Here is an 11,580-nt window from a genome sequence, read left to right on the forward strand (position 1 = left end):
TTTCTTCATCCCTGAATTTAATCCCCACCCATGAACATTCAGCGTGCATGTCTCCCTGCGAGGACCCGTTATGAGCACCGATCCGGACCACTTCATTTTAAAGATCAGCTGTCCCGCGACGTCGGGTATCGTCGCCGCCGTGACGTCTTTCCTGGCCGACAACCGTTGCTATATCAGCGAGCTGGCCCAGTTTGACGACGAAGAAACCAGTCAGTTCTTCATGCGCGCCGTGTTTCGCTTCAACAGCGGCGTCAAGGGCGACATCGATGCGCTGCGTCTGGACTTCAATGAAGTGGCCACGGCGCTGAATATGGACTGGCAACTGCACACGGTCGCCAATCCGATGCGCGTGCTGATCATGGTCAGCAAATTCGACCACTGCCTCACCGATCTGCTGTACCGCCACCACAAAGGTGAGATGGACATGCAGATCACCGCCATCGTCTCCAACCACTTGGAGCTACGGCCAATGGCCGAGCGCGAGGGCATCCGTTTCATCTACTTGCCGGTGACCAAAGACACCAAGTCCCAGCAGGAAGCCGCGCTGCTAAAAATCGTTGAAGAGACGCAGACCGATCTGGTGGTGCTGGCGCGCTACATGCAAATCCTCTCCGATGACCTGTGCAAGCAATTGTCGGGCCGGGCGATCAACATCCATCACTCGTTCCTTCCGGGTTTCAAGGGTGCCAAGCCGTACCATCAAGCCCACCAGCGCGGGGTCAAGCTGATCGGTGCCACGGCCCATTACGTCACCTCGGACCTGGATGAAGGCCCGATCATCGAGCAGGAGGTACAGCGTGTCGATCATGCGCACAAAGCCGACGATCTGGTGAGTATCGGACGCGATACGGAAACCGTCGCGCTGTCCAAGGCAGTCAAATATCACCTGCAACACAGGGTGTTTATTAATCGCGAAAAAACGGTGATCTTCCGATGAACAGCCCCATTCCACTCGCCCGCGATATCGACGGGAAAGCCATCGCAGCCCAAGTACTCAGTGAAGTCGCAGCCGACGTCCGCGAACTCGCACTGCAACAGGTCACGCCCACGCTGGCCGTGGTGTTGGTGGGCGAAGACCCGGCCAGTCAGGTCTACGTGCGCAACAAGATCCTGCGCGCCAAAGAAGCCGGCATTCGCTCGTTGGAGCAGCGTCTGCCCGCGACCACCAGCCAGGCGCAATTGCTGGCAGTCATCGCCGAATTGAATGCCGACCCTGAGGTCAATGGCATTCTGGTGCAACTGCCGGTACCTGCGCACATTGACGAAGGTGCGGTCATTCAAGCCATCGACCCGGCCAAAGATGTCGACGGTTTCCATCGGCAAAACGTCGGCGGGCTGGTCCAGGGCCAAGACGTGTTGACGCCCTGCACCCCTAGCGGCTGCATGCGCCTATTGCACGACACGTGCGGCGACCTGACTGGTAAGCATGCGGTGGTCATCGGCCGCTCGAACATCGTCGGCAAACCCATGTCCACCCTGCTGCTGCAAGCCAATTGCTCGGTCACCGTGGTGCACTCGCGCAGCGTCGACGCCGCCGCGCTGTGCCGCCTGGCAGACATCGTAGTGGCTGCCGTCGGTCGCCCGCAGATGATCGACGCCAGCTGGCTCAAGCCCGGCGCGGTGGTGATCGATGTCGGGATCAATCGCATCGACACCGAACAGGGCAGCCGACTGGTGGGTGACGTCGATTACGCCAGCGCCCGTACCGTTGCCAGCGCCATTACCCCGGTTCCCGGCGGTGTCGGACCGATGACCATCGCCTTTCTGCTGAAAAACACCGTGATCGCCACGCGCAGGCAGTTGCTGCGCGCCGCTGAGCCTGCGGCCACTCACACTTCACCTCAGGAGGCATGATGCCATTCAATCTCTTGAAATATGGCCTCTCTGCCGAGTACACGGCAGAAATGGACCTGCCGCCGCCGAAAGAACTCAAGTCCTCTTACGATGTAGTCATCATCGGCGGCGGTGGTCACGGTGTGGCAATTGCCTATTACCTGGCCAAGTACCACGGCATCACCAATGTCGCGGTGTTGGAAAAGTCCTATCTGGGCGGCGGCAATACCGCACGTAACACGGCGGTGATTCGTTCCAACTACCTGACCAGCGAGGGTGTGAAGTTCTACAGCGAGTCGGTGAAGCTGTTCAAGGACCTGTCCAACGAGTTCGACTTCAACATCATGTATTCCGAGCGTGGCCAACTGACCCTGGCCCACACCGACGCCACCGTACGCGCCTTCCGCCAACGCGCTGAAGTGAACAAGCACTTCGGCGGCCGTACGGAAATGCTCGACCGCCAGCAGATTCGCGAACTGGTGCCGAGCCTCAATCTTGACCCCGGTCATCTGCCGGTAATGGCCGGGCTGTGGCATATCGACGGCGGCACTGCGCGTCATGACGCCGTGGCCTGGGGTTACGCCAAGGGCGCAGCGAAGCGCGGGGTGGAAATCCATCAGTTGACCGAAGTTCAGGACCTGATCATCGAAAACGGCCGGATCACCGCCGTAAAAACCAACCGCGGCACGATCCAGTGCGGTTGCGCGGTGCAGGCTGTGGCCGGGCACAGTTCTTTGATGGCCAAAAAAGCCAAGATCGAAATGCCCATCGTCTGCTATCCCCTGCAAGCGATGGTCACCCAACCGTTCAAGCCATTTCTCGACCCATTGGTGAGTTCGTCGGCCCTGCACTGCTATGTGCAGCAGACCGGCCGTGGCGAAGTGGTGTTCGGCGGCGGTTCCGACCCCTACCCGCTGTACAACACCCGCTCGACCCTGGACCTGAAGGAAAGCCTGATTTCCGCTGCCATCGAAATGTTCCCCTTCCTGGCCAATGCCAAGCTGATGCGCCAGTGGGCCGGGATCACCGACATGACCCCCGATTACAGCCCGATCATGGGCCTGTCGCCGGTCGAAAACTATTACCTCGACGCAGGCTGGGGCACCTGGGGATTCAAGGCCACACCGATCTGCGGCAAGACCATGGCCGAACTGGTCGCCTCCGGCGGCAAGGTACCGGACCTGATCAAGCCCTTCGGTCTGGAGCGGTTTTCGACCTTCCAGCAAGTCAACGAGATGGGCGCTACGGCGGCCAGCCACTAAGGGGCAAACCGTATGAAAGTCATGAATTGCCCGCTGAACGGGCCGCGAAACATCACCGAATTCACCTACGGCGGCGAATTCAAGGACATGCCAGACCCGGCCACCTGCAGCGATGCGCAATGGGCACATTACGTGTTCAACAGCGAAAACGCCGCAGGCGTGGTCCGTGAGTGGTGGATGCACAACGCATCCAGCTACTGGTTCCTGGCCGAACGGCACACCGTCACCGATGAAATCCTGCGTACCTTCGATGCCCGGGAAGTCTACAACCAGCGCGTCGAGTTCAGCCCTGCGGAGCACAGCAATGAGCCAGCCTGATTCCACTTTTGAAAGCCGCTTGCCGTTGCCCATGGGCTTGCTGATTGATCGTCAACGTCCACTGGCGTTCAACTTCGATGGCAAGGCCTATACCGGTTTTGCCGGCGACAGCATCGCCAGCGCCCTGCTCGGCAACGGTCGTTATTTGCTCTCGCGCTCGTTCAAGTATCACCGCCCTCGCGGGCCGTTAACCATGGCTGGGCAAGACGCCAACACCCTGGTGCAACTGCCAGATGAACCCAACGTGCTGGCCGACACCCATTGGCTGCAAGCCGGTGCCGAAGTCAGCGGGCAAAACTACAGCGGCACATTGGACAACGACCGCGATGCGCTGCTGGGCAAGCTCTCACGGTTCATGCCAGTAGGGTTTTATTACCGTTCGTTCTACAAGCCCAAGGGCATGTGGAAAATCTGGGAGCCGCTGATCCGCAAGAAAGCCGGGCTGGGCATCCTTAATCTGGACTTCAAGCCCGAGTATTACGACAAGGCTTACCTGTTCGTCGACCTGGCCGTGGTCGGTGCCGGTCCCGCCGGTTTGCAGGCGGCACTCACGGCCGCCAACGCCGGGGCCAAGGTGTTGCTGATCGAACAACAGCGTCTGCTGGGCGGAGCGCTCACCTATGCACGCTTCGACGTACAAGGCACGCAGGCCGATAAAGTGCGCCAGGCATTGGTCGATGCAGTCAGCCAGCACGCCAACATCCAGATTCTCACCGAAGCCACCTGTAATGGCTGGTTCACCGACAATTACCTGCCGGTGATCAAAGACAAGCGCATGTACAAAGTGCGCGCCAGCCAATGCATCATCGCCTCCGGCGCCTTCGACCAGCCGGTAATTTTCCGCAACAACGACCTGCCCGGCGTGATGCTGTGCAGCGCTGCCCAGCGCCTGATGAAGCTTTATGCAGTCAAACCCGGCAAGCGCGCGGTGGTCCTTACAGGCAATGATGACGGCTATCGCACAGCGCTGGACCTGGTGGAACAAGGTGTCGACGTCGCCGCCGTGGTCGACATGCGCAACGGCGCAGACGATGCGCGCCTGGCTGCGGAGCTCAAACGCCTGGGCATCACCGTGTACCTGCAACACACGGTGTATGAAGCCTTGCACAGTAAGGGCATGCGCCATATCAGCGGCGTCGATGTGCGGCGCATCACTGCCCGTGGCGAAGTCGCCCAGGACAGCCTGCAACTTGATTGCGACCTGCTGTGCATGACCGCCGGTTACATGCCGGTCTATCAACTGGCGTGTCAGGCAGGCGGTAAGTTGGCGTACGCCGACCCTTCGGCCGAGTTCGCCATCACTGGCCTGCCAAAAAACCTGGCCATCGCCGGCTCCGTGAACGGTCGTCATCTGCTGGAAAACGTACTCAAGGATGGCGCTAAAGTCGGGGCACAAGCGGCGGCGGCACTGGGACTGTCGGCGGACTATCAGGAGCAGACCCTAAGCCCGGAACAACGGGTCAACTTCGACTGGCCGATCTTCCCCCACCCAAGTGGCAAGGAATTCGTCGATTTCGATGAAGACCTGCAAATCCGCGACATCATCAACGCTACACGCCACGGATACCGCGACGTGCAGCTGGTAAAACGCTTTTCCACGGTGGGCATGGGACCATCCCAAGGCCGTCATTCCGCCTTGCCAACGGCGCGACTGGTTGCCGCCAGCACCCAGCGCACCGTCAGCGAAACCGGGGTTACCACGGCACGCCCGCCCTTCGAAGCGGAAAAACTGGCGCACATCGCCGGACGCAGCTTTGACCCGATTCGCCGTACCGCGATTCATAACCGCCACCTACAAGCGGGCGCAAAAATGATGCCTGCAGGCAACTGGCAACGTCCGGCCTATTACGCTTTCAAGGATGAAAAAGGTCAGCCAGCGACGCGCGAACGCTGCATGCAGGAAGAAGCCCTTCATGTGCGCCAAGGCGTCGGGCTGATCGATGTCTCGACCCTTGGCGGCCTGGATATTCGTGGCCCGGACGCCGCCGAACTGCTGGAGCGGATGTACACCTTCGCCTTTGCCAAACAACCCATCGGCCGCACTCGGTATGCGCTGATGACCAACGAACACGGGGTAGTGATCGACGACGGCGTCTGTGCGCGACTGGCCGATCAGCATTTTTATGTCACGGCCACCACCAGCGGCGTCGACCGGATCTATCAGGCGATGCTCAAGTGGAACGTGCAATGGCGTCTGAACGTCGATATCGCCAACGTCACTGCCGCCATTGCAGCCGTCAACCTGGCCGGACCCGACTCGCGCGAAGTGCTGGAAAAGCTCTGCGTCGACATCGACCTGTCGCCTGACGCCTTTCCGTATTTGGGCGTGCGTCAGGGCACCGTTGCCGGGATCGCGGCGCGGGTCATGCGCGTCGGTTTCGTCGGCGAGCTGGGTTATGAAATCCATGTGCAGGCACGTTATGCCGAATACCTGTGGGACGCGTTGATGGACGCGGGTCAGGCACATGGCATTCGCCCGTTCGGCGTCGAAGCCCAACGTTTGCTGCGCCTGGAAAAGGGCCATGTGATCATCAGCCAGGACACCGATGGCATGACCCATCCGGCAGAGATCGACATGGGCTGGGCCATCTCCCGCAAGAAACCGTTTTTTGTCGGGCGCCGCTCCGTGGACATCCTCGAAGCCCAGCCGCTCAAGCGCAAACTGGTCGGTTTCAGCCTGCCCAAAGGCAGCAGCCAGCCACTGGAAGGTCATCTGGTGCTCAAAGGACCGGACATCAGCGGCAACGTCACCTCCTGCGAATACTCGCCGACACTGGGCATGATCATCGGCCTGGCGTATGCCGCCGTCGATCAAAGCGTCCCCGGCCAGCAGATTCCGATTCGGGTGGAAGGCGGTGAAGTGGTACAGGCCACGGTGGTCAAACTGCCGTTCTTCGATGTCGACAGCAAACGCCAGGAGTTGTAAGCATGGTCACTCTTAACGCCAAAGATTTTCGCGAGCGCAGCCCTCTGTATACGCTGCAGGCCACCGCCCGACTGGCACGGCTGGGTGACAGCCTGATCGTCAGCCGTTATGCCGAGCAGGACGAAACCGCACAACTGGGCCGCTGCGCCCTGCTTGATCTGAGCAATCTGGCGCGGGTCGGCTTTCGTGGGGTCGATGCCGCTGCGCATCTACACGCGGAGCAATTCGATCTGCCGACCGCACCCAACCGCTGTGTGGTGCAGGGCGATGGCAGCAATGTCGCCCGCCTTTCGCAGACCGAGTATTTCCTGCTGGGCAGTTTTCAGGATGCCGGTGCACGCTTGCAGAAGCTCGAAGACCAGTGGCAGTTATCCGAAAAGGGCTGCTATTTGCTGCCACGTCAGGACAGTCACGCGTGGCTGGTGCTGACCGGTGAACACATCAGCTCAGTGATGGCCAAGGTCTGCGGCGTCGATCTGCGCCAACAGGCATTCGCCCCGGGCGACGTGGCGCAAACCTCAGTGGCGCGGATGAGCGCAATCATCATCAACGGCTCGCAACCGGACTTGCCACTGTTTCACATCCTGTGTGATCGGGCTTCGGCGCAATATTTGTGGGGCGCGTTACTGGATGCCATGCAGGAGTTTGGTGGCAAGCCTGTTGGGGTGGATGCGTTGTTGGCATAGGACATTGTGTAGGCGCGCGACTGCACGCGAGGGGCTGCGGAACACGATTCTGGCAGTAAAGTTGTGCTCGGCATTTTCGGGACCACTTCGCGGTCCATCGCGGGCAAGCGCGCTCCTACAAGAAGTCTGCGGTGATGCCCTGGAAATGAGCAGGAATTGACAACCTTATGAACAACAGCATTGAAGAACCTACCATCGACAGCGATTACCGTGTTCCGGCGTTACAGCGCGGGCTGTGGATTTTGCAGCTGTTCAGCAGCACCGAACGGGTGCTGGGCATGAACGACATCGCCGAACGCCTGGGGGTCAGCGTGTCGTCGATCTACCGCATCGTGCAGACGCTTAATGGCATGGGCTACCTGAAAAAAGTCGCGAAGAACACCTATGAACTGGGTCCGCAGGTAATCGCCAATGGCTTCACCTACCTGGCCAGCCGCGACCTGGTGGACGTTGCGATCCCCTACCTCAACACCCTTCGCGATCGCAGCTCGCTGTCGTGCCACCTGGCCGTGCGCGAGCAGACCGACAGCGTCTATATCTACCGCGCATTCGCGTCCCAACGGTTGTCGGTCAACGTGCCCATCGGGACGCGTATTGCCTGTCACTGCACGGCAATGGGTCGGGTGCTGCTCAGCGATTTGAGCGAAGCCACGTTGATTAGCCTGTATCAGCACGTACGCCTGGACGATTACCCGGCACCCGCGCCCAAAACCTTGCCCGAGCTGCAACAAATCGCCGAGCAGGACCGGCAACTGGGCTGGGTGCTGCACCGCTCCGACTACTCCACCGCTATTGCCTCCGGCATTCGTGATCATCGGGGCACCGTGGTCGCGGCCATCAACCTGTCCGGACCAGACGCGATCATGGACAACCCTGAAAATCGTGAACGCTTCAAGAACATGCTGCTGGACAGCGCCCGCCTGATCTCTGCCGAAATGGGCTTCAACGCCTGACGCTTAGAGCAGGCTCTTTGCAACCTGCTCTATACCAACAGCAGTTTGTAGTGCCATCCGTTTGTTCACCAAGCATAGATCCAGATCAATAAACCCCGCGGGCAAGCCGATTACCCTCGGCGGTTTTTGCGACCGACACTGCCATGACCCTCTCGACCCCGGAATTGCTCGCCCCCGCCGGCACCCTGAAAAACATGCGTTATGCCTTCGCCTACGGCGCCGATGCGGTATACGCCGGCCAACCGCGCTACAGCTTGCGGGTGCGCAACAACGAATTCGATCACGCCAACCTGGCCCTCGGCATTCAAGAAGCCCAGGCCCAGGGCAAGCGCTTCTACGTGGTGGTGAACATCGCGCCGCACAACGCCAAGCTCAAGACGTTCCTGAAAGACCTGGAGCCGGTGATTGCCATGGCCCCGGACGCACTGATCATGTCCGATCCGGGCCTGATCATGCTGGTACGCCGACACTTCCCGCAGATGCCGATCCACCTGTCGGTGCAGGCCAATACGGTGAACTGGGCCAGTGTCGAGTTCTGGCAGCAACAGGGCGTGAGCCGGATCATTCTGTCCCGGGAACTGTCCCTGGAAGAAATCGCTGAAATTCGCCAGCAAGTACCCGCCATGGAGCTGGAAGTATTCGTCCACGGCGCGCTGTGCATGGCCTACTCCGGCCGCTGCTTGCTGTCGGGCTACATGAACAAGCGCGATGCCAACCAAGGTAGCTGCACCAATGCCTGCCGCTGGAAATACACGGCTCAGGAGGCCACGGAAAATCAGCTCGGCGAGATCGTTCAGACCTTCCAGCCCGAACCGACTTTGGGTACCGGCGCGCCGACCGATCAGGTGTTCCTGTTGCAGGAAGCCAATCGACCGGACGAGCTGATGCCGGCCTTCGAGGACGAGCACGGCACCTACATCATGAACTCCAAAGACTTGCGCGCCGTACAGCATGTCGGGCGCCTGACGCAGATGGGCGTGCACTCACTGAAGATCGAAGGCCGGACCAAATCCCACTTCTATTGCGCGCGGACCACTCAGGTCTATCGCCAGGCGATCGACGATGCGGTGGCTGGCCGAGAGTTCGACCGTAGCCTGATGACCGATCTGGAATCCCTGGCCCAGCGCGGCTACACCGAAGGTTTCCTGCGGCGACATGTGCATGATGAATACCAGAACTACCAGAACGGCAGCTCGGTTTCTGAGCGACAGCAATTTGTTGGCGAGTTGACCGGCGAACGGCGTGACCAATTGGCCGAAGTAAAGGTCAAGAATCGCTTTGGTCTGGGCGATCACATGGAGCTGATGACGCCCAAGGGCAACTTCCACTTCGATCTGCATCAGTTGCAGAACGTCAAAGGCGAGCCGATCGAGGTCGCACCCGGGGATGGGCATACGGTGTATTTGCCGATACCGGATGCGCTGGATTTGCGTTTCGGGTTGTTGATGCGGGATGTGAGTGTGAGCTGAAGTCACCCGAATCCCCCATTGCTGGTGCACCCAAGGTCCGGGCAACCCTCCCGCGAAACCAGGGGTGCCCGGCGTCCTTTTAGTAGTGCGCACGCCAGAACTGCTAGACGGTAATGTCCTCCGCGCCGCCCTGTGAGGCGGCGACTCCCTCGCGCTTAAGCGCAAACACTACCGCAGCCCCCCCCGCCCCGCAATACCTATCCTTAACCGGCCAACGCTTCACGTCCCTACCTTCCGTCGTCTTCCCCTTTCATGAACATGCAGCTGGGGCTTGCATACGCAATATTATGGTATACCATCATACAGCGATGCATTCCCCCTCCCTCTTTTCTGGAGCCGCTCATGAGTTTTGAAATTCGCAAAATCGTCAGCTACATCGAAGAAACCTTCATCGAGGGCGGCAAAGCCACAGATACCCCAGTGACCATGGTTGGCTTGGCTGTTGTCATCAAAAACCCATGGTTGGGTCGTGGTTTTGTTGAAGATTTGAAGCCGGAAATTCGGGCCAACTGCTCCGATCTGGGCGCACTGATGGTCGAGCGTCTGATTGCCACCATCGGCGGTGCGGACAAGATCGAAGCCTACGGCAAAGCGGCCGTGGTCGGCGCCGATGGCGAAATCGAGCACGCTTCTGCGGTGATCCACACCCTGCGTTTCGGCAACCATTACCGTGAAGCAGTCAACGCAAAAAGCTACTTGAGCTTCACCAACAAGCGCGGTGGCCCAGGCACGTCGATTCAGATACCGATGATGCATAAGGATGACGAAGGCCTGCGTTCGCACTACATCACCCTGGAAATGCAGATCGAAGACGCCCCGCGCGCGGATGAGATCGTGGTTGTTCTCGGTTGTGCCAACGGGGGTCGTCTGCACCCACGCATCGGCAATCGTTACATCGATCTGGAAGAACTGGCCGCAGAGAAAGCCCAGTAACCCATAAGATTTGCAGGAGCGATCCATGATTCGGCTCACCGCTGAACGTACCCCGGCCGGCACCAGTTATCTGGCGACCGGCCAAGGCCAACCCGTGGTACTGATCCATGGCGTGGGCCTGAATAAAGAGATGTGGGGCGGCCAGATCGTTGGTCTCGCTCCGCACTACCGCGTGATTGCCTATGACATGCTGGGGCACGGCGCCAGCCCGCGCCCGGAACCGGGCACCGGGTTGCTTGGCTACGCCGATCAGCTACTGGAATTGCTCGACCATTTGCAGCTGCCACAAGCCACGGTGATTGGTTTCTCCATGGGTGGATTGGTCGCTCGCGCGTTCGCCTTGCACTATCCAGAGCACATGCTCGGGCTGGTGGTGCTCAACAGCGTATTCAACCGCAGCGCCGAACAGCGTGCCGGGGTCAACGAGCGGACGACTCAAGCCGCCGAACATGGCCCTGATGCGAATGCCGAGGCGGCGCTGTCACGCTGGTTCAGTCGTGAATACCAGGCCGCTAATCCCGGGCAGATTGCCGCGATCCGCCAGACGCTGGCCGGTAATGACCCACAGGGCTATCTGACCACCTATGAGTTGTTCGCCACCCAAGACATGTACCGCGCAGAAGACCTGGGCAACATCCAGGTGCCGACCCTGATCGCCACCGGCGCGCTGGACCCCGGTTCGACACCGGAGATGGCCCGACAATTGGCTGAGCGGATCCCTGGCGCGCAAGTTGCTGTCCTCGACGAGCAACGGCATATGATGCTGGTGGAGTCGCCGCGACTGGTCAACCAGGTGCTGCTGGACTTTCTCGCCTCCGCGCAAACCCGACAACACCCAACAAAGGGGAACGTTGCATGACGCTCGCACGCTTCCAAATGTGCATCGACGGCCAATGGGTCGATGCCCTCTCCGGCAAGACCTTCGAAAGCTTCAACCCGGCACTGGCCCAAGCCTGGGCCGAGCTGCCCGATGCAGACGAAGCCGATGTCGAGCGCGCCGTCCAGGCGGCGCAAAAGGCATTCGAAAGTCCAGCATGGCGCGGTCTTACCGCCACCGCTCGCGGCAAACTGCTGCGCCGTCTTGGCGATCTGATCGCCGAAAACAAAGAACAACTGGCGCAATTGGAAAGCCGCGACAACGGCAAGCTGATCCGCGAGACCCGGGGTCAGGTCAATTACTTGCCCGAGTTTTTTCACTAC

Annotated in this window: 11 protein-coding genes; all 11 read left to right on the forward strand. The window is 60.0% G+C overall.

Annotation, left to right across the window (positions count from 1 at the left end):
• Positions 1-70 precede the first annotated feature (70 nt).
• A complete protein-coding gene (gene purU / locus K0F75_RS00935) occupies positions 71-937 on the forward strand; it encodes a formyltetrahydrofolate deformylase (protein WP_219059890.1) in 867 nt (288 codons plus the stop codon).
• Entirely contained in the window at positions 934-1,854 is a 921-nt protein-coding gene (folD, locus tag K0F75_RS00940; protein WP_219059891.1) for a bifunctional methylenetetrahydrofolate dehydrogenase/methenyltetrahydrofolate cyclohydrolase FolD, read from the forward strand. The genes purU and folD overlap by 4 nt, the downstream gene beginning before the upstream one ends.
• A complete protein-coding gene (locus tag K0F75_RS00945) occupies positions 1,854-3,095 on the forward strand; it encodes an FAD-dependent oxidoreductase (protein ID WP_219059892.1) in 1,242 nt (413 codons plus the stop codon). The genes folD and K0F75_RS00945 overlap by 1 nt, the downstream gene beginning before the upstream one ends.
• Positions 3,096-3,107: 12 nt before the next feature.
• On the forward strand, positions 3,108-3,413 hold the full coding sequence (locus K0F75_RS00950) for a sarcosine oxidase subunit delta (RefSeq protein ID WP_219059893.1): 306 nt from the start codon (positions 3,108-3,110) through the stop codon (positions 3,411-3,413).
• Positions 3,400-6,339 (forward strand): 2Fe-2S iron-sulfur cluster-binding protein, encoded by a 2,940-nt coding sequence (locus K0F75_RS00955; RefSeq protein WP_257604219.1) that lies wholly within the window; start codon positions 3,400-3,402, stop codon positions 6,337-6,339. Before K0F75_RS00950 ends, K0F75_RS00955 begins: the two co-directional genes overlap by 14 nt.
• Before the next feature lie 2 nt (positions 6,340-6,341).
• Positions 6,342-7,025 carry a sarcosine oxidase subunit gamma gene (locus tag K0F75_RS00960; protein WP_219059894.1) on the forward strand — a complete coding sequence of 228 codons (684 nt, stop codon included), beginning with the start codon at positions 6,342-6,344 and terminating at the stop codon, positions 7,023-7,025.
• Between the two features lie 167 nt (positions 7,026-7,192).
• A complete protein-coding gene (locus K0F75_RS00965; protein WP_219059895.1) occupies positions 7,193-7,978 on the forward strand; it encodes an IclR family transcriptional regulator in 786 nt (261 codons plus the stop codon).
• 143 nt (positions 7,979-8,121) lie between these two features.
• Entirely contained in the window at positions 8,122-9,447 is a 1,326-nt protein-coding gene (yegQ, locus tag K0F75_RS00970) for a tRNA 5-hydroxyuridine modification protein YegQ (protein WP_219059896.1), read from the forward strand.
• Between the two features lie 342 nt (positions 9,448-9,789).
• Positions 9,790-10,380 carry an amino acid synthesis family protein gene (locus K0F75_RS00975; protein ID WP_219059897.1) on the forward strand — a complete coding sequence of 197 codons (591 nt, stop codon included), beginning with the start codon at positions 9,790-9,792 and terminating at the stop codon, positions 10,378-10,380.
• 25 nt (positions 10,381-10,405) lie between these two features.
• Positions 10,406-11,239 (forward strand): alpha/beta fold hydrolase, encoded by an 834-nt coding sequence (locus K0F75_RS00980; protein ID WP_219059898.1) that lies wholly within the window; start codon positions 10,406-10,408, stop codon positions 11,237-11,239.
• Positions 11,236-11,580: aldehyde dehydrogenase family protein (locus K0F75_RS00985; protein ID WP_219059899.1), on the forward strand; the 345-nt coding region annotated here is incomplete at its 3' end. The genes K0F75_RS00980 and K0F75_RS00985, both read left to right, overlap by 4 nt.

The sequence above is a fragment of the Pseudomonas sp. UMAB-08 genome (assembly GCF_900095225.1).
GTDB lineage: Bacteria > Pseudomonadota > Gammaproteobacteria > Pseudomonadales > Pseudomonadaceae > Aquipseudomonas.

What these genes read in the sequence shown, in the direction of transcription:
- K0F75_RS00945 (WP_219059892.1), top strand. Translation starts at nt 1,854, where the DNA reads ATGCCATTCAATCTCTTGAAATATGGCCTCTCTGCCGAGTACACGGCA.
- K0F75_RS00965 (WP_219059895.1), top strand. Translation starts at nt 7,193, where the DNA reads ATGAACAACAGCATTGAAGAACCTACCATCGACAGCGATTACCGTGTT.
- K0F75_RS00975 (WP_219059897.1), top strand. Translation starts at nt 9,790, where the DNA reads ATGAGTTTTGAAATTCGCAAAATCGTCAGCTACATCGAAGAAACCTTC.
- folD (WP_219059891.1), top strand. Translation starts at nt 934, where the DNA reads ATGAACAGCCCCATTCCACTCGCCCGCGATATCGACGGGAAAGCCATC.
- purU (WP_219059890.1), top strand. Translation starts at nt 71, where the DNA reads ATGAGCACCGATCCGGACCACTTCATTTTAAAGATCAGCTGTCCCGCG.
- K0F75_RS00980 (WP_219059898.1), top strand. Translation starts at nt 10,406, where the DNA reads ATGATTCGGCTCACCGCTGAACGTACCCCGGCCGGCACCAGTTATCTG.
- yegQ (WP_219059896.1), top strand. Translation starts at nt 8,122, where the DNA reads ATGACCCTCTCGACCCCGGAATTGCTCGCCCCCGCCGGCACCCTGAAA.
- K0F75_RS00960 (WP_219059894.1), top strand. Translation starts at nt 6,342, where the DNA reads ATGGTCACTCTTAACGCCAAAGATTTTCGCGAGCGCAGCCCTCTGTAT.
- K0F75_RS00950 (WP_219059893.1), top strand. Translation starts at nt 3,108, where the DNA reads ATGAAAGTCATGAATTGCCCGCTGAACGGGCCGCGAAACATCACCGAA.
- K0F75_RS00955 (WP_257604219.1), top strand. Translation starts at nt 3,400, where the DNA reads ATGAGCCAGCCTGATTCCACTTTTGAAAGCCGCTTGCCGTTGCCCATG.